Source organism: Microcoleus sp. AT3-D2, from assembly GCF_036705715.1.
In the GTDB taxonomy this organism is placed as follows: Bacteria; Cyanobacteriota; Cyanobacteriia; order Cyanobacteriales; family Microcoleaceae; genus Microcoleus.
Genome location: NZ_JAUBVE010000089.1, coordinates 4047 through 26731, shown reverse-complemented (window position 1 = coordinate 26731; position 22685 = coordinate 4047). Strand labels below are relative to the sequence as shown.

The window sequence follows — 22685 nt, the reverse complement described above, 5'->3', positions numbered from 1 at the left end:
CGGGGCGCTCCTCGCAAATATGATGGTAAGGTTGACTGCAGTAATTTGAAAACATTAACTTTTATCAAAGAAGTTAAGCCGGGAGTCAAGCTTTATTCATTAGTAGTATGGAGTTGTTGTTTAAAATGTAAAATACGTTTAGCCTGTCTGTCTGAACTTCAACCCAACGGTAAAATCAAAAATATTTTATTGTTTAGTACCGATATTAATCTTCCAGCCCAGCAAATACTTGAGTATTATCAGGCTCGTTTTCAGATTGAGTTTATTTTTCATGATGCCAAACAATTTACGGGTTTATCGGATTCTCAATGTCGCAGTAGTCAACGGCTTGATTTTCATTTTAATGCCAGTTTAATTGCTTTAAATGTAGCCAAATATGAAGCCTATAATTGTCACTTTTCTCCGGCTCCCTTCGTGTTTTCAATGGCCTCTTATAAACGCCGGGAATTCAATAGACATCTACTTTACACCTTTATTAACAAGTTAGATTTAGACCCTAACTTAATTTTAAATCATCCTAACCTTCCCTCCGTCCTATCTTATGGTACTCTCGTTGCTTAAAAACTGTCCGAAGTATTGCTCAATGGAACCGCAACAATATCTCTCAAGTTCTCAAGCATCGCTGCTCTTATCTTAATCTTGCCTTTGCCTAAGTATTTCTATTTATTGCATAACTGAGATTCTCCCGTTACCAACTGTGTTGTAAAAATACAGCATATTCCATATACAGCGTATTCCATGTTTATGAAGTGCACCCCAGAAACCGGGTTTCTTTAGAGTTCTCGCATCATTACTGATTCTGTTGCTCGAAACCCGGTTGATCGCGATCTAAATCTACATGGAATATGCTGTATATATAGGACAAGAGTTGAGCGCGAAAATACAAGATTAATACATCCTGATAGCTCGTTTGAAACGAAAAACTTTTTGTTATTATAAATCAGACAACAAGTTGATCAGACATTCTCTTCGATTATTAATTTACTATCTAAAATTTGCTAATCTTCCCATGCCATATCACAATCAAAGAAATTATTTGGGCTTTATGCGATCGCCTGCGTTGCTTAGTGATACCCTAATTAAGCAACGGCTTTTTTTGTAGTAATACCATCGAGGCGATCAACGCTTTTCGCTTTGCTGGAAATGCCGCCAAACTTCATGATGACAGACGTACCAAAAATACAGGGCTAAATTCACTAGACCTAATAATTTAGTGCCATCTTCTAAAATCGCGTGTAGTCCTTGATTTGGAGTGTTTACAATATCCTCCAACCGCGAGATAGCAAACAAGATGAATGCTGCAACTAATGGCAGGTAAGGAGTAGTTTTGATGTATCGCCAAAACTTAACTCCGTAAAGGAAAACTGCACTACCATAACACAAATAAATTAATTTCTTAGATATTCCCAACCGAGACATAATCAAAGTCATCCGAAACCTGTCATCCAGGTAAAAAACTCCCAGGAGTAAAGCACTAAAAAATAAGAATATCGTCGCTCTACTACCCGGATCTTTTTGGCGCAACACTCCGAAAGTAAATGCACAAATTGCGACTGGGAGACACCCGATAACTTCGGAAAGTCCGGTGAGAATTCCTTCATAAGGGAGCCAGAAATTAAAAGGATCGCTAAATAGGCGTTCAACTCCGCGTCCCTTGTTGTTAAATTTGGCATATACGCTCAGCCCGCCCAAAATCACAATAGTCAGAATGTTAAAAAAAGCTAAAAGGGGTACACCCAAAAAGTGTTTCTTGAAAACTTTTAAAGAATTTGATAACTTGGGAATGTTATCGAATAAAGGCAGATGCTTCATAAAAAATGTCTCTAAGCAATAGAGTTCGTTAATTATTCACTGGTAGCCAAACCACAAAGGTAGTGCCACGATCCGTTGGATATAATAAATTAGTTTCTGCAAAGGGTAGCCATTCAGGATTGACTGGGGAAAATACTTCTATTTCTCCTTGCATTTGGCGGACTAAATCGCGGGCGATCGCCAAACCCAATCCTGTACCCGGAATTTCTGTCTGCGCTTTTTCTCCCCGGTAGTGCCGCTCAAATAAATGCTCTAAATCCTGGGGAGGAATGCCGGAACCTGTGTCGCTGACGGCAACTGCTATGGCAGGCAATTGGCTGTATCCTGCCCGATCGCCATCCGCTGCTTTGTACCTTACTTTAATATAAATTTGGCGGCCGGCAGGGGTATATTTCAAAGCATTGTCAATTAAATTGCTCAAAACTTCGCGCAAAGCTCGATCGTTGGCCCAGACTGGTGGCAAATCCGCCTCCATGTCGGCTACCAATTTCAGATTCCTTTCAGATGCGATCGCCTCAGCGGAAGTTAACAGCGGTTTTAAGACTTCTGTAACAAAACAGGATTCCTCCAAATTGACCGCAGGTGACAGCGACAGAGGAGAATGCCGGATTGATTCCACATTGGACATTGCTTTTTCTGAAGTGCGCGATGGCAGTTTTATATGTGCTTCGCCGGTGTCAACAGTTCGATCGAACTGGCCGAGCAACTCTTGCAGCCGATCGCTCTCTCGGACAATACTAAAAGCCACATTGCGGTTTTTGTCTTCCGGTACCAGCCGCCGCGCTAACAGCTTGCCAAAAGTTCGCAACGCTGTCAGCGGACTTTTGAACTGATGCAGCAAATTGTGCATCGTGTCGTAAACCTGAGCCTGGATTTGCCGACTCGTACCCAATTCCTGCTGCATCCACTGCGATCGCTGGTCTAAAATGCAGGCTAGGGCTAAGGTGCGAGCAATTTGTTGTATTTGAGCCTCTTCTGGCTCGTTCCAAGGCCTGTCTTGCCGACCGCTGACTAGGAGTCCCATTACAGCTCCCTCGTGTATCAGAGGCGTCACAATTTGCCTGCGTTGCTGCCACACATTCTCCGGGCCTTGGCACTGATGGGAACTGCGCTCATTACCCGGAAGCGGTTCGGGAGCGATCGCCCCTACCGTTGATTCTTCCACCTCAACAGGCGGCGCCAGCAGTCGCGGTACCGGTTTTACTGTCGAGCTTTCGGAAGATTGGAACCTCAACCCCTGATTTTCTTCCGATTCGGCTGAGGTTTCTGGGTAAACTGCGATCGGCACCAACTTTGCTTCGCTGCCTTCTACCAACTCTTGTGTCAGGTATACCGCGCTGAATTTCGCTCCCAAACTAACGGCGATGGCTACCTGCGAGCGGCAAAGTTTGACAAATTCTGAACTGGCTGGCATTAACATGAGCGCCACATTAAGATATCTAACGGAATTCTAAGTAAATTACAAATGATTGGCGACCGATTACTGATGAGAGACTTCTCGATTTCTGATTTATTCCCTTTGATAGAAGGCAGCTAGGTTAAAGGCATGGGGCTTTCATGAACCAAAATTGCCCCGCATCGCCGTCGGCGCAGCTTCCACCGATCCCCAAGCTTGGCTCTTGCCGGAACTTGCGGCCAACCATACCACAACCGCTACACTTTTGTCGATCGGCACGAATGTTAAGATTATGTCGATATATTAAAAACAGTTGATTTTTGGAGCTAGAACGGATATACTGGCCTCGGATTTGGTAGCTATCATTACAACCTGTCTGCTCATACTGTCTGCTCACAGAGGAGGTAAAGAAATTGGCCAGGAGACGCAAACGCAAGAGTCGCCGCCGACAAGAAGGACGCAGAATTTTAGAGTGTGTGCCTCAATATAGCATCGAGAGCGGCGAAGATAAACCCGTAACAGCGGCTCGCAAGTTCATCCATGCAGAAGGCATTGCTCCCCCAGCTTTGCTGTTAGTCAAGCGTAACGAGCATACCACTGACAGATACTTCTGGGCTGAAAAAGGTTTATTTGGAGCCCAATACGTAGAAGAGAACCATTTCTTGTTTCCCAGCTTAAAGGTGATGCTGGAAGCTACCACAGAAAAAATTCCTGTGGTGTCAGCGGGCCGCGCATAGCTCAAAATGTTTAGCTCAAAACATTGACAGCAATGTTTTTCTAAGTCTTTTAACCAAAGCGCGAGAGTTCTCATTGTCTGGAGAGTGCCAACTGAAATTTATGCGAAAAGTCCTTAGAAATTAGGGTATAAGGAGCCATCGCAACAGGCGTGATCGCAGCCCAAGGGCGATCGCCACAATTGGCACTTTCAGGATAATGGTTTTTTTTGACTGTTTTGTCAATCAAAAAAGAGCCAACGAGAGAGCCGCTCTTGAGTCATCGGTTTGTCAGCTAGAAGTCTAACTACGGCATCTAGCATATCAAAAAACGTTCCGCGTCAAACTTTTAATCTATCGGTTTCAAATCTAAAGCTTTTTGCATGGCTGCTAGTTCATCACGGTGAGCTCTGACAGTAACAAAGCTCTTGGTATGGCTTCCCGACTCAGCAACTGATTCGAGTTTGAGGGAGACTTGCTCAGAGCGTCCAGCTTTTTTCCAGTAAAATACCCCCGCCAGCGGGGACAGCAGTACCAAAGCTAGGAAAATTTGACCCTGCTGAGGAACTAGCATTCCCAAAACCAGCCCCAAGCACAGAGTGCCACCTGCACTCAGCAGGGTTAGAAAAATAGCCAGAAACCAACTCGGCCTGACAAAACCCTCAAACGTGACTTTATAGTTGGGGGCATCGATGGCTGCAACTCGGTAAGCTCTCTGGGCAAAATACTGTTGTAACTCGGTTAACAGTGACTCTTGGGCGCTCTCGGAAGCCAGCTTGACTTGTTCGATTCGATCTTTGACTGAAGCCTTGATGAAGAAAAACAAGCCAACAGCCAGCAGTAGCGTTAGCACAAAGGTAGAAGGAAGAACAGCAGTATCCATCGGTAGAAGTTTGTGTAATTGAAATGATCTACTATTACTTTACAGAACTTGACATACGAAAGCGATCGAGGACCTACGCAGACACTTTTTTACCAAGATTCGCAGAAAGCTTCTTCTGCAAGGCGTTTTGCTCTCCATCACCCAATTTCCATATCTCCCCATCGTTGCTAATTCTCAAGTGACAATGCGTAAGTCCTGACGCAGTGTAGATGCTTGAATCGCTGTGCGGCGATCGAGCAAAGCGAAGGCAAGGAAGGCAAATCGCTTTGCAAGTAGCGCCAGCATCTCCAGGGTTTAGGCATCCGATTCCAACTCGGTTAACCCGTCTGACCAGTTTCTAAGGCGCGGGATCGACGCTCTGACGCGCCGTTTCCCTGACCAATATACTCGTGCCAGAGACGAGCGAGGTCTTGAGCTTGGTGCCGCCACTCAGGGAGGATTTGATACATCCGGCGGGGGCGGCCTCGTCCTTCTACTTTTTTCCAGTAACCGGTGATTACGGCTTCATCTTCAAGGAATTTCAGAGCGCTGTAGAGAACGGTATCAGAAAGTCGGTAGATGGGGAATTCCCTCTCTAGTTGGCCAATCAGTTCTGTACCGTAGGAATCTCCGCGCAATAACACGGAGAGAATGTAACACACCGCTAGTTCCTTGTTTAGATAAACAGGAGGGGGGTCTTGAAAAAATTGATAGATATGTTCAAACTTCATCTGTCTTGTCCGCTGGAAACTCTCGTGATACCGTCAGGTTAACGGGAGAGGAAAGCGGGGCGGGGTGTGCCGCTTCCTAATGATTAAGTGGGACACGGGGGAAACAGAGGTGCAGTATTTCCCCAGTCAATGTTGATAGCCCCAAACGCTTGTCCTGCACTTCGGTAATGTTTGCCTGCCCCTTGGTTAAGGAGCACTGGCGTAACTAGCGCAATTTTTTTCCTCTTCCAATCTATCGCAGCGACTATTGTCAAGTGTGCGATCGCCTGCAAGAGTTGGCAGTTACTTTGGGAGTTAGTGTTGTAACTGAATTTGCCGTTGATGTTTGCGTTCTAGCTTGGCTTTAAACCGAACTCAGGCCTAACATAGCCCGCAGTGTAAAAGTTAGAAAGACAAAAGTCGCTACAATCGAACTAATCAGGGCGATCGCACTTGTCGGTCGATCGAGCAGGGGTTTGAGTCGCTCGAACAGGAAAAAGAAAATTCCCAGACATATCGTAATGAAAAAGCGCGGGTAGCGAGAGACGTTATTAATAAAATCTTGCATGAGCTTGGTGGGGTAAAGTGTCACAGCAAAATCTTTGGCTGGTAACACTTGTGAGCGAGTTAGACAATTTTGGCACAGCCGGAGCTAAATCTGCCGATCGGGCGATCGGGCATTTTTGCCGGCCAGGCTGACATATATAATTCTAACGAAAACTTTTCGCCGATCGCTGCGGCACTGTCTGTTTAATGCCACGCGACCTCCGGTAAGAACTTCAGAAGTATGTCTATTGAGTTCTAGTTGTGATAAATATTATAGGGCCGTTATTTCTAGATAAATGTCTGCTGCCGCACCTTCTTTCGTCTTGCCACGTCCGTTTCTGAAATGGGCAGGAGGCAAAACTAGGTTGATTGGACAATATCAACCTTATTTTCCTGAAAAGTTCACAACTTATTACGAGCCTTTTTTGGGTGGCGGAGCTGTATTTTTTTACTTAGCACAGCAGCACCCTGGTTTGCAAGCTGTTTTAACAGATATTAATCCTGAGTTGATTAATGCTTATCGCTGTGTCAGGGATAAAGTTGAGGAACTGATTCTACTTTTAGAGGAGCATCAGTTAGAACATACCAAGGACAATAAAGATTATTATTACTCGGTGCGATCGCGCTCCTACAAAAAAGATACAGAAAAAGCAGCACGCCTGATTTACTTAAATAAAACTTGTTACAACGGCCTCTACAGAGAAAACTCAAAAGGTGAATTTAATGTTCCCATAGGTCGATACAAAAATCCTAACATTTGTCAAGCAGATTTACTGCGATCGGTCTCATCTTTACTCGCTCCCGCTCAAATTGAAGTCAGAAAATTCGATGAAATTTTGGATTTTGCTACCAGCAGCGAAGACTTTGTTTATTTTGACCCGCCTTATTATCCAATCAGTGCCACCAGTAACTTCACGACTTACAGCCGGGATAATTTCAAAGAATCGGAACAGCTTAAACTGAGAGATATTTTTGCCGAACTTGCAGAACGGGGCGTGAAAGTTATGCTGTCTAATTCCAACTGCGATTTTATCGAAAAAATCTACAGCGATACTCAACTTTTCCCAAATAAATCTCTGCCAAAAATCCTTGAAATATCAGCATCTAGGGGAATTAATTCTAATAGTTTTAAGCGTGGAAAAATCAAGGAATTATTAATACGTTCATTTTAAATCTTACTTAATCAAAGTCTATAATTAAGCATATTTTGTAGGAGCAAGCGGTGGTTGCCCCACACGCAGCAAACTTGCGGGATTCCTGTTACAGATATTTGTTAGCCCAGGTAATGAAACCTTCGAGTTTGTGAACTGCCAACAGATTTTGATTGTCAGGAATTTGTTTTTTAAACCAGTCGATCGAACCTTGCCTCATACCGTCACCACCCACTATAACAATAGTAGGAACCCGATAACAATTTTTAATATTTAAATTTAGGTAAGGATACTTCTCGTCTACTGAACCTTTGTCTTCTTGCCACTTGCACTCAACAATTAGACCCCGATGAAACAAACCGGAATCAACAATATAAAAATCGACATTTATTTCACTTTCATAAATGCTAGACCCGATATAAACCTGTTTAGCATATCGCTTGGGATTTTCAGTAGAGCTTAAGAGCCATTCTCGCTTGCGCTTTTTCGGCAACTGGGGACATATTTCGAGATATCCGTGGCCTCTCAACGTACCTTCTACAGTTGTTTCTAAAACAAAACCAGTTTTATTGGCTCTAAAACCCCTATTCATTTTGTTGCCTCCTGAATATAATTTGAATTAAGCCGATCGCACTTTGAGCACTCCCCTATCAAAAACCTGTTTGTCAGTACCGATAGAACTGACAAACATCCGGTCTTCATAGACATCAAACGTCGCAAAACTCAGGCGGCTAGCAGAATACTCCGTCCACTCAGAACGCCGCACCGCACGAGTTCCCGCGCCGGCACCGCAAATTAAATAAGTCGTACCGTTAATCGAGCGAGTGCGTTCGTAACTATGCTCGTGTCCGTTGATATAAAGCTGCACGCCGTACTTTTGAAACAAAGGCGCGAAAGTCTTAATAAAAGATTGATTCGATCCGTAGACGCCAGAGGAATAAATCGGGTGGTGACCGAACACAACTTTCCAAGGTGCGGTGCTCTGACTCAACTCTTTTTCCAGCCAAACAAGCTGATTTTTCCAATCCGCATTGTGATTGGTATCTAAAGCAAAAAACTGTACGGGATCGCGCCGAAAAGTATAGTAGCGACCTTGCATATTAAAACCCGCATATTTAACTTGCGGATCGCCGTTAGCAGTGCGGATATCGTGATTTCCCAGACAAGCATAAAATTTTACATCTTGCTGTAATAATGGCTGATAAGGCCGCTCGAAAACAGCATTAATTTTTTCAATTTCGCCGTTATTGTAGATATTGTCGCCGGCGAGAACAGCAACATTAAAAGGGTTTTCCCGGTGATATTGCGCCATCGCCTCAGCCACAGCATACTGACCTTCTGCGCCGGTACCGGTGTCGGCTACCGAAATAAAGCGTAAAATAGGCGGTGAGGCCGGCAAAGGGACGATCGCCCTTTCTGCCTCAACATTAGAAGGCACAGCAGCAGTGGTGTCTCTACCGGAGGAAGTCCGAAGCTGAATAATTTTCGAGACTGCGGCAAAACCTAAGCTGCTGAGACTGCCTAAAATTAGAAAGTGACGACGTTTGATTCTCATTTTGGTTCGGTTACAACTAATTAAATGATAAATTAAGGTTGAGATGACTCAACTAAAATTTATCTCGTTTAGATATATTTGCAACGCCCCAAGGCAGAGAAAATGTCAGAAGAACAACTAAACCAGTCAACTCCAGAACCATCTCAATCTCCGACACCGGAGGTTGATTCGGCTGCAAAGTCTGCCCCCACTGGCAGCAAAACTCAAAATGCCAGCAGCGCGGTTCCCAAAAATCAGAGAATCAAAACTTTGATGGCATCGATTGGGAATTTGGGAAAAAAAGGCAAAAAAGTACCAGCCGAACCCTCGTTGCAGCAAGAAAAGCCGATCGCGCCCATCGCTTCTGACTCAGCAACAGTAACTCCTCCCGCTGTCGCTGCGGAAGTTAACAGCGTGCGACCAAAAGTTGCTGTAAAAGTTGATAAAAAGCCTGTATCCCAAGGCAGGGAAGGGAGCTTTTTACAGAACGTCGGTGTACTTTGGCAAAGTATTTTGCGGCTAGTGCAATCGCTACTGCCACCATCTACGAACCAGAAGCTGTCCGATCCAATTTTAAACGCCGCCATAGCAGCAACTCTGATCGTTGCAGTCGGTTTAACTCTCAACAGTTTCTCGGCAAAACCGCCGGAGAAAGTAGCAAAAGTGCCTCTCCCAGCAGCGCAGCAGTCGCCGCCAACCTTTGATGATTTTCTGGCATCGGGAACGGCGAAATCACCAGAGGCGATCGTACCGTCTGAGCCAATCTCTGCTAAATTCAAAAGCAAGTTGCCCGATTTAGTGGCGCCGGAAAAACCGCAACCAGTAGAAATTATCCCACCGCCACCGCTGACACCCGAACAGTCACTGATTGCTGGGATTCAAAATCAAGTTACTGACATTAAGAATCGGCTGGGCGGCGGTTTAGTTGAGTCTGTTCAAGCTAATTTTCCCAGCAGCATTTTGATAGTAAAAGTCGCTGAAGATTGGTACAAACTCAGCGAAGTTGAGCAAAATCAACTAGCAACGAAGATGTGGAAGGAGGCTAACTCACTCGATTTCAGCAAGTTAGAAATTGCGAATATGGAAGGCAAGTTAATAGCTAGAAGTCCGGTTGTTGGTTCGGAAATGATTATTTTAGATAGAGGGATTAATTAGAATTTAAAGAGTCTGTATCTGTACACCATCTTACCAGCCTTAAAGTCCAGGACGCAGCACCTAATTATGTAGGTGTGCAGTGCACACCTTACCGCTGTTTATTTTTTTGAGGAATATCGAACTTTTCCCAACTCCTACAGAATGCTGGCATTAAATTAATTAAGTTTGAGGAAAATTGAAAAATGACAATTTTAACTCAAGTCGAACAAGTAGAAATTGAATATCCCAGCAGCGACGGAGAGCCGATAGCTGAAAGCGACATCACGCGCGATTACATGACTTACAGCGTTGAAGCTGTCAAGCTTTACTTTCAAGAACGTTCTGATGTTTACGTGTCAGCTAATTCTTTCATTTATTATGAACAAGGGAACAACAGGGAGCATTTCATTTTTGCAAAAAGCATTTTTTTACAGTGCGAACTATTGAATATCTCGCACTATAAAAGCCAAACAGATATGCTCCCGTTGTTCCGTAATTTCCAGTCAGTAAATTTAAGTAGGCTTGAAATGCGAGCCTACAACAATCTAAGTATTTTTGCTGAGTAACGTACATTACTTTGATAAAGAATCTGTAAAATTTTAACAATTAAATCACAATTTATCAGTCAAACAAACTAACTAGCGCAGCAACCTTCACATATGCTCTGCTATTAAGTTGTTGCGGACACTGCCAGTTTTACAGTACCCAACGGAAAATATCAGTAATTCCCCTGATTGACTTGCTGCCGAAAATACGGGAACATTATTCTTAATAAAAGCTTGGCAGCTCAATAAAAATCACGCACTAAAAACTTGATTAAGTCCGAATCCACACATTCTTCTTGAATGAAGGGTGAAGCGCATCAATTAGTTAGTTTGAAACTATCACAAGCAAACAGCTCACTCGCATCTACGGAAATTAAACATGAAACCTTTTAAAGATTCACCTTTTAACTCTCAAGATCCGTTTCAGAATCTCCTCGCCCCAGAATTCGAGATTGAGACCAAAAACTTACTCAATAGTCAAGCTTACGCCAGCAACATCTCAGAACCAACACTCGCTCCACTTCGGGCCGCTGAGAACAATAGCGCTGAAGACATCGCCAGCTTTTCCAACTCCCTCAGTTTGAGTCAGAGCTTCCCCAACACAGATTTTACCCCCCCCCGCAAAAAATAGCGAACTGGATGCTCTGACTGGGGAAATTATAGGCGAAAGGGATCTCGACTACTCAGACAAAGATGCTTTAATCGGCGAAAGACGCGCATCCCAACTCGCACCAACAGCTTCTAATCCCAAAGCACCTCCCATCATCCAAAGTGCCGAACTTAAGTTTACAGACAGCAACAATCAATCTTTTCCCAACAATCAACCCGTTCTCTTCATCACGGGTACTAATGTATTAGTAGATAACTTGAGCGACCCGTTAGGCAGCCGATTCAGCGACTTAAACGTCAAATTTGTAGTTGGCAAACAAGCTTATGAAGCAACAGTTTTGACAGACAAAAGTCGTAAATTGGCAAACAATCAATTTGAAATCGCCGTTCAAGTTCCCAACACCGTACCGTTAGGTGAATCCCGCATCGTCATCAGCCGCAAGCAAAACGAAAAAGTTAGCCCAAATCCCTCAGAACCAGCCAAAGAAGTTAAATACGATAGCAGTCCTTACCGAATAGAAAACAATACAGAATACATCTTTGGCGCGCAGTGGACAACAGATAAAATCGCAATTATTAACGGTGCAAATCCCGAATCAGTCGTCACAGCTACTAATAGCAGCGACTTGTCGATTGCCAGCGTTTCTGTAGGCACGGATGATATACTCGATCGACCGCGAGAACTAACTGTAACAAGTGACGGCAACCGTGCTTATGTAGCGATGGATCGTTCTGGGCGCATTGCTTTAGTCGATCCGATGACCAGGCAACAGGTAGACACTCAGCCGAATACCGCTGGTATTAACCCGATAAATTTGCCCAGCGGTGCAGAACCTCGATCGATAGTCATAGACCCCCGCGACCAATACGCCTACATCGCAGACGGAAAAATCGGCAGCAACTCCATCTACGTTCTCGACATCAACCCATTTTCACCAACCTATCACCAAGTCACCCAAACCATCCCAGTCGGCACAGCCCCAAGCGGTTTGCGACAAATCGCCCTTAGCAGCGACGGCAAAAAGCTATTTGTTACCGCACCAAACGGCGCGAACAGCAAGATTTACGCTGTTAACATCGACCCCAAAGACCGACCCAGCGACCCCAGCCAGAACCCCAAAAAGTGGAATCAATTAATCGGAAGTATCACAGCCGATGAAGGAGTAGAAGGAATAGCAAGCACCATCAATCCCTTAGCCATGACCTTTACGAACAGCGGCAAAGATAGCAACGGATTTGGGGTATTGGACATTACTAATAATGACCCGGTGAGTTTTGCTGCTACCACCCGATATGCAAGTTTAGGGCTGGGTTTTGCTAGCGATTACTTTGATGTAAATGAGGGAGTCGCGGTAACGGTACTGCCGGATGCCAGTTATGCCTTTGTTGTCGGCCGCAATTCCGACACGAAATTCTTCGGTCAAGAACTACCCAGCGTAGATGGAGACCCGCGAGCCGGCAGCAACATCGGCATTATTAAAGACCCGCTAACAAATCCGCAATTAATGGCGGGAACTAGACCAATTCCAGATGGATTCGCTACCGACTTAGCGCTTTCAAGTGATAGCAAATTCCTTTACGCTTCCTATCCGAATTTAAGCGGTGCTGGCGGCAAAGTTTATGTTTTTGATGTGGAGGAATTTGTCAAAACAGTGACAAACCCCGCTCAATTTCAAATTGATGCTAAAGGTCGGGGTGTCGGGCTGCCTTTGTTCGACAGCACTACAGCACGAAATGCTACGGTTGCTGACCTTTCCACAGTACCCATCGATAATATTAACCCAGCGGTTAGTGTTGCTGCTGACTTCCAGATTCTGACTGATGCGAACAACCAGTATACTTACGGCGTGCCGCCTGGTAGCAAGCGAGCTCCCGTTGCTGCGACTAACTCTCGCGGTTTGGCGGCGACACCGCTGGATTGGTTGGATTTGACTGGGCCAGGGGATAGTTCAAATGACCTGGCTCCTACTTTTGAATGGGAATTTGACGAATTGCCGAGTGAAAATGTAGAAGAAGTTAACCTGTTCCTCAGCGTATTCGATGAAGGTGAAGGACTGCTACCGTGGGATGAAGTTGTCGATTTACCAGACCCGAATGGCAATGAATTTCTGTTTAATCAAGGATTGAGCAAACCAGAACAGTTGGACTTATTGACAAAACCTTGGAATACTTCTTTTTACCGCAGCCAAGAGAACGACTTCAACCCCAACCGAATTCTAACTGCAACTTGGCAAAGAGGTGATGACGGCATTGGCAAGTGGACTTTGGATGGCGGGCAAACATTTATTGAAGGTACAAATACCAGCTTCACGCTACCTGACAACCTCACTTTGACAGCGGGTCAGGAGTACAACTGGGCCGTTGAAGCTTGGAATAAAAATGGCAGCCGGAACATTGAGTTTGGCGATTTTTGGACGCCAATATTGACCGATCCCGATGATGGTAATGATGTCTTCCCCAGCGTAACTGTGCTGACTCATGGCTTCAAGCCTCCCTTTAGTGCTCCGTTTTTTGATAACCCTGGAATTCCTTCAGAGTTTTACCAACTGGGCAATAGTATTGCCAATGCAGGTGCTGAGGACAACGGTTTGATGATGAGGTACGACCTCGCTACTGGTTATTGGGTTCCTGTCACCAAATATGGAGCGGTTGCGCCAGATTTCCCAGCAGGTGAGAATCCAGAAAATGACGCCGACTATCTCACCAAGTTGGAGAGTTATATAGCTCCATACCTTGACAACAATCAACCGTTAGTGCTGCTGAATGACTGGTCGAATAATAATGAATCGGCAGCTCCTGATTCAGGTTTTAGCGAAGCAGTGGCAGATGCTTTCTTTACTTCTCTCGTGCAGTTAGACCAACTGTTTATCGATGAAAACAGCACGGCAAAACAAGGAGCAATTTTCAATTCACCGCTGCATTTTGTTGGTTTCAGTCGGGGAACAGTTGTTAACAGCGAAATTATTCAGCGTTTGGGGACTCATTTTCCTGAAGCGGGTGGAAAAGAAAACTCTGATATTCGCGACCTTCAGATGACAACTTTAGACCCCCACGATTTCGACCAACCGGGGCTAAATGTGGTGACAGATAATTTCGGCGATTTCCGCGAACCGAAGGTTCAGGTTTGGGAAAATGTCACTTTTGCGGATAATTACTATCAGACAGTACCGGATTTATCAGGAGGTACGGTTTCTCCTGCGGGTCGGGATATTCCGAATCTTCCGTCTACTGAGGATAACAAAACAGCCCCCGGACTTAAGTTGCCACGAGAAGGTTGGAGGTCAGAAAATCCCGATGCTACTGCTCCGCTGTTAGGAGAACCGGATTTGTCGGTTTTTCTGGGAACTAATAAAAATAACCCAGACTATAATAACAGTCGTGCTGGGTTTACCAAGGAAACCGATCCTACTGTTGGTATTGCTGGAAGAGGAGCTGTACACGGACGTGTTTTGAGTTGGTATGGGGGGACATCAGATTTGTTTCCAACTAACTTCCCGTTCGATGAAAACTTAGATGCTAATCCTCTTTTCCGCCGACGCGGCGATGGGTATCGCGAACCTTTGTTCGATAAGGACTTTTCATTTAGCGATATTGCCAACAGTTCTGCTCGGGTTACACCTTGGTATACGCCTGAACACAGTTTTGAACATGGTGTTGATGCTGCTCCTTGGGAGGGAATTGGTACGGGGTGGTTTTATTCGGTTTTGGGTGGCGGTTCGGAGTTTCGACCGCAGACATCTGTAGAGCGCATACCGGTAGATTTTGACAATACTTATGATGCCAGAATGCGTGGGGATTTTGCGGTTCCAACTCTTTTTAACGGCAATTTTGATGCTGTTTTTAATCCGCAGGGTGGTAATCGGACTATTTTTTCTGATGCGATTCCTGGCTGGTCTTTTCATAATGGCGAAACGTCACCGAGCGTGTCTACAAGCAATCTCGTTGATGTGAATCAGCTATCTGCAACTGATGCTCCGGCTTTGCACGCAGAATTGGATAGGATAGGAGTGGATCGCACTCAACCAAATTATGCTTTGAAGCTAGAATCAGGTAAAAGTATTACGCACAACCGTTTTGTCGTGCCTGAGTGGGGAAATTTACGCTTTGACCTCCATGTTCCCGAAGCAGAACTGAAACGAGGCAGAAGTGTTTTGGTTACTTTATCAGCAGCAGATGGAAGTCCTTTAGGCGTTTCATCATCCATCAACTTGACGCGAGCAAATCGTACACCAGGTGCTTATTTAGCAGACACCCAAAAGATTGATTATGGAATTAAAGGGTTTGAGACTTTCCAATTTGAAGTGCCTGACAATTTGCGCGGTAAAGTAGCAACCCTCAAGTTTGAAGTTGTTGGCGGGGGTAAAGTTTATTTAGACAATGCCTTCTTCAAAAGCCAACATTTGTTGTTTGGCAACCCTTCGGATGCCAGGAATACAACCGACCTTGATGTTGCAGATAAAAACAACTATCTGCTAGAGAAAGCACAGTTTGCCACTGCTTATGATGACAGCAGTAAAACTCCTAAATGGGTAAGTTGGCAAATGAATCAAAAGTGGCTGGATGCAACTCCTCGTTCGGGGGGCGAATTTATTGAAGATGAAAGTATTCCTGAAAGCTGGGGTCGGATTGTAAATAGGGACTATCGTAGCAGTGATTACTCAAAGGGGCATCTGCTACCTTCGTCTCACCGAACCAATAGCGAAAAAGACAACATAGCCACTTTTCTGTTGACAAATGTAGTTCCACAACATTTTGATAATAACGATGATTTCCGAGGAGACATCCCAGATAGTCCAGCATGGACAAGTTTCGACGGTTTTCTTAAAGAGATTACTCAGATCGATCCAATTACTGGGACTCCAAAAGAGCTTTATGTTGTTGCTGGAGGTTATGGCAGCAATCCGACTCCACAGCGTTACAGTCATTACTCGAGACCTAACAGATTAACAGATCCCCAAATCCTTATAAGTAAAGGAATCAATATTCCTGGTTGGACTTGGAAGGTTGTGCTGGACTTAGAGCAACCAGGACTGACTCCTGCTAATGTCACAATTGCTAACGCTGCAACTTACGGCATTTTGACACCCAACGAGGTTGAACCCGATCATGCACCAACTAATCGAAATGGCACAGTGGATAATAATGCAGATTTTGCGTTACCAGCTCCTCACCCATTCAATGCTTTATTGGGGTTAAATCTTCCAGACATACAAAACAAAGCAGCTTGGAGAAATTGGCAAACATGGAAGCTGACTGTTAACGAAATCGAGGAGTTGACTGACCTTGACTTTTTCTCAAATATTCCCGACGAGATAGAGGAAATAATCGAATCTCAAGGGCGATGGTCTAGACATAAAACAAAGTAGCCTGGTAAGCTGACTTGGCTTACTAGGCTCTTGACTTTTAATAAAATTTAGAACCAGCAAAAAGGACTAATTCTAGTTTAGATTCTAACCGCGTTGGCGGGTGCTATACTTATTTTTTGATGGATAATTTTCATTATTAATAGTGCCATCCGGCATGATAGTATCGCAAAAAATTAAACCATCTTCTTCTGTATGGACTTGAAATGTTGCTCCCATCAAGTTAGCTCTAGTTAGGTCAGTACCAACTAATCGCGTACAAAATATACTAGCTTCTCTCAAGTCAACATCAATTAGATCGCATACCAGTTCGGCATAATCTAAAATGGCTTTCCTCAAATTGGCACCAGTTAATATCGTACATTCAAGGGTGGCAGAGTCTAGGTTCGCACTACTTAGGTTAGCACCGCTGAGATTAACACAACTCAAATCGGCTCTAGTCAAGTTCGCATCGCTGAGATTGATACCGCTTAAATCATTCTGGCCTGGTTGGAGGTATTCGATGTATATCACTTTAGCAATGTTTAAATCAGCATGACTTAAATCAACTCCAGGGAAATCTCTCTCTCCCGCAGCATAACGCCTATATAGTTCTTCAACGTCCATAGCTTTCTTATTCAAGCTGTTTATAATTTCATAATAGCACTACAGGCTATTACACAAATAATTTAGGTTACTCATAATTTTCATCTTCATTATTAATAGTTCCATCTGGCATGATGGTATCACTAAAAATCAAACGCCCCTTTGGACTGACTTGAAATGTTGCCCCCATCAAGTTAGCTCTGGTCAGGTCAGTACAAATCAATAGCGTACAAAATAGACTGGCTTCTCTCAAGTCAACATCAATTAGGTCGCCTAAGAGTTGAGCGTAATCTAGGATAGCATCCCTCAAATTGGCACCAGTCAATATAGTCAGCGATAGGGTAGCAAACTCTAGGTTAGCACTGCTCAAGTTAGCACCGCTGAGATTAACATAACTCAAATCTGCTCTAGTCAAGTTAGCACCGCTGAGATTGATACCACTCAACTCATTCTGACCTGGTTGGAGGTCTTCCATGTATGTCACGTTAGCAACGTTTAAATCAGCATGACTTAAATCAACTCCAGGGAAATTCCTCTCTCCCGCAGCGTAACGTCTATATAGTTCTTCAACGTCCATAGCTTTCTTATTCAAGTTGTTTATACTTTCATAATAGCACTGTCAGTTTTAAGTTTTATTTATATAAAAATACGGGAGAAATTGGCAAACATGGCAACTGATTGTTAACCAAATCGAGGATATGAAATAGGTTAGGGAGATACCTAAATGTTCATTCAAAACGTTACAACAGTTTCCTCAATGCTCTGCGTAAGTCCTGTTTTTTGAAATAGATGTAAAGCCTGTGACTACTTCTTCAAATTTAAAATTCACCCTCCCTAATCTCACCACGCCAGTATTCAGTAGCATTGATTGGACCCGGGATAAATTCTCCATCGCTCCAAGTAGTCTGGTAAAAGAATAAGTCTCCTTGAATACCACCAGAAAGACAATTTTTAGCTCCCAGGAAGTTGCTTCTTATGAATTGAGAATAACTCATGTCAACTCCTGCTAAATTAGCATTTCTCAAATCGCAATAAAAAAACCACACACCCAACCAATCTTCATCCCGACTAAATCGAGCATTTCTGAAATCAGAAAATATAGCGAATCCCAAGCCAACATTTTCCAAACAAGCACAACTAAAGTTGACATAGCTTAAGCGAGAACGACTCAGGTCAATATCACGCAAGTCAGCACCGCTCAAATCTACACGATGCAATATTTTATCCTGAAAATTTCGCTCGCCCTCGCCATAGCGCCGGAGCAATTCTTCAGCAGACAACGTTCTGTTTAAATCGTTTTGAATCCTGCCGTCAGGCATAGTCACTTGATGAAAAATAGTTTGCTCTGTTGTTTTAATATCCGTCAAATAGGCATCAGTCAAATTAGTGTAAATCAGCACAGCACCGTCAAGTCGGCACCTGTTAAGTCGGCACCTGTTAAGTCGGCACCAGTCAAGTCAACATTAACCAATTTAGCATTTCTGAGATTGGCATTGCTCAAGTTAGCTTTAATCAGTAAGGCTGAATTTAGCCATACTCTTTCTAAGTTAGCATGGCTCAAGTTAGAATTAATTAAATTAGCCCCCCCCAAACTAGCGTCTTCCAGATTAGCACCGCTCAGGTTGATATCAACCAGGAAAAACTCGGAAAGATGAAAATTTTTTAGATCGAAACCCGAAAAATTTCTCTCTCCAGCTATATACCGTCTCCGTAATTCTTGCAGGTCGTAGATTCTCGTTGACTCTTTTTCGTCCACCACGGTTTTTTTTCATATAAAATATTAGTTAATTTTAGCAGAACTATTATGAAATAGGTAGGGACCTATCTAAATATTCAACACATTACAGTTCCTTTAACTATTCCTCATATCAAACCCGGAAAGATTAACCACAGTACCGAGGGAACAACCACGGGGGGTTTGCCCCTACTGAACTATGTGCATTTAACCGGATTTGATATCACCCTCCACCTGCTACCTTGATTTTATGGGCGGTTGAGGGGAACTTCTGTATAGATAAGTGCCACAGAAGCAAGAATCCGGTGTCTTTCCAGAGCCTATCAAGTGTCAACATCGGACTAATAGTTTACCTTATTCTTGAGTAATGGAGATTTAGGAGAAGACGACCTATGAAAGGATCGCTATTTACTGAAATAAGTGCCTCTGAATTGCTCGAACGTTATGCTGCTGGGGAGCGAAACTTTGCTGGAATTCGTGTTATTGCGTTCTCATATCTCGAAGGAGCAATCTTGAGCGATGCCAATTTTTCCGGGGCTGTTCTGCAGGGTTCGATGATTGGAACTGACTTTTCTCGAAGTTACCTGATTGGAGCCGAATTGGCTGAAGTGTCTCTGGAGAACGCCATCCTGCAACATACCCGCTTGGATGGAGCTACCCTCGCTCAATCGATCCTCGATCGAGCTGACTTGACTCATGCTTGTTTAGTACGTGCCGAGTTGGATGAAACCCTGGTGGAGAAGACCAACTTCTATCGCTCTAATTTGTTCGGTGCTTCCGGTGTAGACATCGAATACTGGCTGGAACAAGAATGTATTTTCTGCCACACTATTATGCCCGATGGCAGTGAGAGGAATGATGGGTGCCAACCTCTAGGTATTTGTGTCTATTAATTCACTTGGAGCCGCTGTTACAGCGGCTCCAAGTGAACTTTCTTTATATTATTAAATCAAACAACGTAGGCGGGAAAACTTGCTAGGCCTACCAGGCTCTTGACTTTTAATAAAATTGAACTAATCTTCATCTTCATTAATACTGCATTTACTAAAGAGCAATATTAGCCGATCGCCCTTTTACCGCCTTTTATCCCTTTGAAGACTTACAAGGAAGAAAACCTGGGACGACTGGCAGCGGAGTCAGCTTTACGATCGCTCGTAACTCAACTCTTAAATTCTGGAATGAGTCTAGAACAGGTAGGGCAAATGATGAATTTATCAACCGTGGAAGTGAGACGATTGGTAGGGGAAAACTTTTGATCGATCGCACTTTCCCAAGATATCAAGAATAGTGCGATCGAAGAATGGGACAAAATGTTAACAGTAAACAGCCAACAGTTAACAATTAACTAATGACTAGAGAGGCTTATTAGTAGGTTTAAAACCCTGCTTTTGAAAATAGGTTCGGAATACCTCTTGAGCAATTGGTGCCGCCGATACAGAACCAAATCCGCCGCCTTCAACTATAACTGCGATCGCAACTTCCGGTTTGTCAGCAGGAGCAAAACCCACAAACATAGAATTGTCAGGATGACCGGGCATTTCCACCGTCCCAGTCTTACCAGCACTTAAAGGAATAGTACCATCATTCATGCGTTTCCCAGTACCTTTTTTCACCACGTCAATCAATCCCTGGCGAACAACATTCAAAGTTGCAGGCTTAATACCTGTGGGAACTTTTTTGGTAATAGGAGTGTTGGTTTGAGAAGCCAATAAATGCGGCTGAACTCGATAACCGCCATTAGCAACCGTTGACACCATCACAGCCAATTCTAAGGGAGTACAAAGTACCAAACCTTGACCGATCGCCATTGTTACTGTATCGCCAACGTACCAATCTTCACCATACATTTTCTGTTTCTCTGCTGGTACCGGAACTTGACCGTGATTGGCGGATTCCAACCCCAAAAGGTCTAAATTAATAGTACCGCCAATGCCCATCGCTTTAGCCGCTTTTGCCATTTGTTCTGGGCCTGCAGCCATACCTACTTGATAGAAAAAGGTATTGCTGCTGTAGGCTAAAGCATCGCGGAAACCGATAACGCCGTAACCGCCGCTGTGTTCGTTAAAAGAAATTCCGCCGATCGTAATTGAAGAAGAAGTGCCCAAAGTCGAGTCAGGAGAAAACTTGCCCGACTCCATCCCCGCTATAGCAGTGACAATTTTAAAAGTGCTACCGACTGGATAACCTTGAACGGCTCGATTTAAAAACGGTTTTTCTGGCCCTTGCAGCCGATCCCATTCTGTTTGAGTCACCTTGCGGGTGAAAATATTGGGGTCAAATGTCGGCCAACTAGCCATTGTTAAAAGAGCTCCGGTTTTTACGTCGATCGCCACAACTGCACCCAGGCGATCGCCCAAAGCTTTTTCCGCAGTTTTCTGCATATCTAAATCTAAAGTTAGCTGCACCGATTTGCCGGGAATAGGATCTTTTACACCTAAATCTTGGATTTCTTCGCCCTTAGCATTTACCTCAATTAAACGGTTTCCCCAAACGCCCTCTAAAGTTGAATTGGCTAATTTTTCAACTCCCATTTGACCGACGATCATCCCCATCGGATATGCAGGATTAGCTTTTAATTCCTCTAAAGTAGCTTCGCCGACGTATCCCAAAAGGTGAGCTGCTAATTGCTGGTTGGGATTGTCTCGGCTCGATTCTACGCGAATTTCAACTCCCCGCAAAGTATTAGCTTGTTCTCCCAAAGCGACGAAAGTACCGACATCGATATCCTTACTAATTCGCACTGGCAGGGCTGATCTGTAGCCAACTCCATCGATTTTTTTGATAATTTCGGCCGCGGGAAGTTTGACGATCGGGCCCAGTGTAGCGGCGATCTCTTGCCACTCCTTGGCCGATCGCTCTTTTGGCCACACATAGACCGATCGAGATACGCGGCTGGCCGCAAAAATTTTGCCGTTGCGGTCTAAAATTTGACCCCGAGTCGCTGGGACTGAAACAGGGCGAATGCGGTTATTTTCCGCCCGTTGTCGGTTGTAGGCTCCCTGTACCAGTTGCAGTTCGGCTAGACGAAATATTGGTAGCGTCATCAAGGTAGTGACGAGCAGCATAAAAATCATAACTTGGAGCGATCTGCTGCGTTGCCGTGAAGCATTGTCCAAGCCATTTTTGTCGAATCGGATTTTAGAGTTAAAAGAAAAATCGCCAGCCATATTAATTAATCTGCTCTTTTTATTCAACTAACAGGTTGATACGGTTCCCATCCGGATGATTTGGCAGATGATTACAGGGATTATAACTTCTAACTCTTTAGTCACAGACATAAATTCTGCCGATTGGCAGACGAATCAGCGGTTTTTTTTGATTAAGGTATATAAGGTGTATGTTAAATATCAGGTTTTTCTGACAATTCAACTGTTAAGGAGGTAAGGGCGCTGTGGAACCGATCGATTTTTTGATTGCTTGGCTGGTGACGGGTAGCAGCTTGCTACTGATTTCTCAACTGCCGATCGGCGTAGAAATTGACAGCACACCGAAAGCAGTAATTTCGGCTGCGGCTTTGGGAATGTTGAATGTTTTAATTTTGCCAATTCTGAAAGCAGTTTTTTTCGTGCCGAACCTACTGACGCTGGGGTTGCTTTCGGGCCTGTTTGCTTTTGTAATGAACGTGATTATTTTTGCCTCGGCTGCGAAGTTAGTTGAAGGATTTAGTTTGCGGATGGGCCTTTGGAGCGCGGTACTGGGGGCGATCGCCTTGGCTGTAGTTAGCAGCTTTATCAACGGCGCACTGATTTAGCAACTTCCCCTGATCAAGGGCGATTGAAATCGCCCGATATTCTCCACCCTTACCTTGCGCGTTTCGTTTCTCTACAAGCGATTTCTCTCGCCGAATATTTCTTCTCCCTTCTTCCTTCAATCCGTTACATCGGTTACATCCGTTAAACAATCCGTTGCCGAACTTCCTTCAATCCGTTACATCGGTTACATCCGTTAAACAATCCGTTGCCGAACTTCCTTCAATCCGTTACATCGGTT

22 protein-coding genes and 1 pseudogene are annotated in these 22685 nt (G+C 44.2%); 10 read left to right on the top strand and 13 right to left on the bottom strand.

Features of this window, described 5'->3' with window-relative positions:
* A partial coding sequence (locus tag QUB44_RS26730) for a transposase (RefSeq protein WP_333372264.1) occupies positions 1-561 on the top strand: 561 nt, incomplete at its 5' end.
* A 558-nt stretch (positions 562-1119) separates the two neighbouring features.
* Here the strand turns inward: QUB44_RS26730 and QUB44_RS26720 are convergent.
* Both QUB44_RS26720 and QUB44_RS26715 read right to left on the bottom strand, forming a co-directional pair.
* Entirely contained in the window at positions 1120-1812 is a 693-nt protein-coding gene (locus QUB44_RS26720) for a hypothetical protein (RefSeq protein WP_333372262.1), read from the bottom strand.
* A gap of 28 nt (positions 1813-1840) precedes the next feature.
* On the bottom strand, positions 1841-3226 hold the full coding sequence (locus QUB44_RS26715) for a GAF domain-containing sensor histidine kinase (protein WP_333162655.1): 1386 nt from the start codon (positions 3224-3226) through the stop codon (positions 1841-1843).
* A 395-nt stretch (positions 3227-3621) separates the two neighbouring features.
* On the opposite strand from QUB44_RS26715, the gene QUB44_RS26710 reads away from it, so the two are divergent.
* Positions 3622-3945, top strand: a complete 324-nt coding sequence (locus QUB44_RS26710) for a DUF3155 domain-containing protein (protein ID WP_015176770.1) — start codon at positions 3622-3624, stop codon at positions 3943-3945.
* Between the two features lie 325 nt (positions 3946-4270).
* Here the strand turns inward: QUB44_RS26710 and QUB44_RS26705 are convergent, their stop codons facing one another.
* From QUB44_RS26705 to QUB44_RS26695, 3 genes are all read right to left on the bottom strand, one after another.
* Positions 4271-4804 (bottom strand): cofactor assembly of complex C subunit B, encoded by a 534-nt coding sequence (locus QUB44_RS26705; protein ID WP_333162659.1) that lies wholly within the window; start codon positions 4802-4804, stop codon positions 4271-4273.
* 317 nt (positions 4805-5121) lie between these two features.
* On the bottom strand, positions 5122-5514 hold the full coding sequence (locus QUB44_RS26700; protein ID WP_333139606.1) for a PadR family transcriptional regulator: 393 nt from the start codon (positions 5512-5514) through the stop codon (positions 5122-5124).
* 343 nt (positions 5515-5857) lie between these two features.
* Positions 5858-6061, bottom strand: a complete 204-nt coding sequence (locus QUB44_RS26695; RefSeq protein ID WP_333083642.1) for a DUF751 family protein — start codon at positions 6059-6061, stop codon at positions 5858-5860.
* A 274-nt stretch (positions 6062-6335) separates the two neighbouring features.
* Here QUB44_RS26695 and QUB44_RS26690 point away from each other — a divergent pair, with 274 nt between their 5' ends.
* On the top strand, positions 6336-7211 hold the full coding sequence (locus QUB44_RS26690; RefSeq protein WP_333372260.1) for a DNA adenine methylase: 876 nt from the start codon (positions 6336-6338) through the stop codon (positions 7209-7211).
* Positions 7212-7299: 88 nt separating this feature from the next.
* Here the strand turns inward: QUB44_RS26690 and QUB44_RS26685 are convergent, their stop codons facing one another.
* Both QUB44_RS26685 and QUB44_RS26680 read right to left on the bottom strand, forming a co-directional pair.
* Positions 7300-7782, bottom strand: coding sequence for a PD-(D/E)XK nuclease superfamily protein (locus QUB44_RS26685; protein ID WP_333372258.1), 483 nt, complete (start codon positions 7780-7782; stop codon positions 7300-7302).
* Positions 7783-7809: 27 nt separating this feature from the next.
* Positions 7810-8745, bottom strand: a complete 936-nt coding sequence (locus tag QUB44_RS26680) for a metallophosphoesterase (RefSeq protein ID WP_333372256.1) — start codon at positions 8743-8745, stop codon at positions 7810-7812.
* A 102-nt stretch (positions 8746-8847) separates the two neighbouring features.
* Here QUB44_RS26680 and QUB44_RS26675 point away from each other — a divergent pair, with 102 nt between their 5' ends.
* The 3 genes from QUB44_RS26675 (at position 8848) to QUB44_RS26665 (ending at position 11034) form a co-directional block, all read left to right on the top strand.
* Positions 8848-9879 carry a hypothetical protein gene (locus QUB44_RS26675; RefSeq protein ID WP_333372254.1) on the top strand — a complete coding sequence of 344 codons (1032 nt, stop codon included), beginning with the start codon at positions 8848-8850 and terminating at the stop codon, positions 9877-9879.
* A gap of 182 nt (positions 9880-10061) precedes the next feature.
* Complete coding sequence (locus QUB44_RS26670) at positions 10062-10424, top strand: hypothetical protein (RefSeq protein ID WP_333372252.1); 363 nt, start codon at positions 10062-10064, stop codon at positions 10422-10424.
* 358 nt (positions 10425-10782) lie between these two features.
* Positions 10783-11034, top strand: a complete 252-nt coding sequence (locus tag QUB44_RS26665) for a hypothetical protein (protein WP_333372250.1) — start codon at positions 10783-10785, stop codon at positions 11032-11034.
* Between the two features lie 48 nt (positions 11035-11082).
* On the opposite strand, the gene QUB44_RS26660 is transcribed toward QUB44_RS26665, so the two are convergent.
* The gene (locus tag QUB44_RS26660; protein ID WP_263053614.1) at positions 11083-11205 is read right to left on the bottom strand and encodes a hypothetical protein; all 123 of its coding nucleotides are present in this window, start codon (positions 11203-11205) and stop codon (positions 11083-11085) included.
* A gap of 64 nt (positions 11206-11269) precedes the next feature.
* Between QUB44_RS26660 and QUB44_RS26655 the strand changes: the two genes are divergently transcribed.
* A complete protein-coding gene (locus tag QUB44_RS26655; RefSeq protein ID WP_333372247.1) occupies positions 11270-16378 on the top strand; it encodes a DNA/RNA non-specific endonuclease in 5109 nt (1702 codons plus the stop codon).
* A gap of 84 nt (positions 16379-16462) precedes the next feature.
* Here QUB44_RS26655 and QUB44_RS26650 read toward each other — a convergent pair whose 3' ends face one another.
* The 4 genes and pseudogenes from QUB44_RS26650 to QUB44_RS26635 all read right to left on the bottom strand — a co-directional run.
* Complete coding sequence (locus QUB44_RS26650; protein WP_333372245.1) at positions 16463-16981, bottom strand: pentapeptide repeat-containing protein; 519 nt, start codon at positions 16979-16981, stop codon at positions 16463-16465.
* Positions 16982-17048: 67 nt separating this feature from the next.
* Positions 17049-17537: a pentapeptide repeat-containing protein gene (locus QUB44_RS26645; protein WP_333372243.1), complete on the bottom strand. Its 489-nt coding sequence runs from the start codon at positions 17535-17537 to the stop codon at positions 17049-17051.
* 241 nt (positions 17538-17778) lie between these two features.
* Positions 17779-18360: a pentapeptide repeat-containing protein gene (locus tag QUB44_RS26640; RefSeq protein WP_333372241.1), complete on the bottom strand. Its 582-nt coding sequence runs from the start codon at positions 18358-18360 to the stop codon at positions 17779-17781.
* A gap of 53 nt (positions 18361-18413) precedes the next feature.
* Positions 18414-18716 (bottom strand): annotated as a pseudogene (locus QUB44_RS26635) (pentapeptide repeat-containing protein); the annotation flags it as partial.
* 371 nt (positions 18717-19087) lie between these two features.
* Here QUB44_RS26635 and QUB44_RS26630 point away from each other — a divergent pair.
* Both QUB44_RS26630 and QUB44_RS26625 read left to right on the top strand, forming a co-directional pair.
* Entirely contained in the window at positions 19088-19588 is a 501-nt protein-coding gene (locus QUB44_RS26630; protein ID WP_333372238.1) for a pentapeptide repeat-containing protein, read from the top strand.
* A 198-nt stretch (positions 19589-19786) separates the two neighbouring features.
* Complete coding sequence (locus QUB44_RS26625; RefSeq protein WP_333372236.1) at positions 19787-19951, top strand: hypothetical protein; 165 nt, start codon at positions 19787-19789, stop codon at positions 19949-19951.
* A gap of 96 nt (positions 19952-20047) precedes the next feature.
* On the opposite strand, the gene mrdA is transcribed toward QUB44_RS26625, so the two are convergent.
* Positions 20048-21862 carry a penicillin-binding protein 2 gene (gene mrdA, locus QUB44_RS26620; protein WP_333372234.1) on the bottom strand — a complete coding sequence of 605 codons (1815 nt, stop codon included), beginning with the start codon at positions 21860-21862 and terminating at the stop codon, positions 20048-20050.
* A 224-nt stretch (positions 21863-22086) separates the two neighbouring features.
* Between mrdA and QUB44_RS26615 the strand changes: the two genes are divergently transcribed.
* Positions 22087-22446: a phage holin family protein gene (locus QUB44_RS26615; protein ID WP_242716428.1), complete on the top strand. Its 360-nt coding sequence runs from the start codon at positions 22087-22089 to the stop codon at positions 22444-22446.
* Positions 22447-22685: the final 239 nt, after the last annotated feature.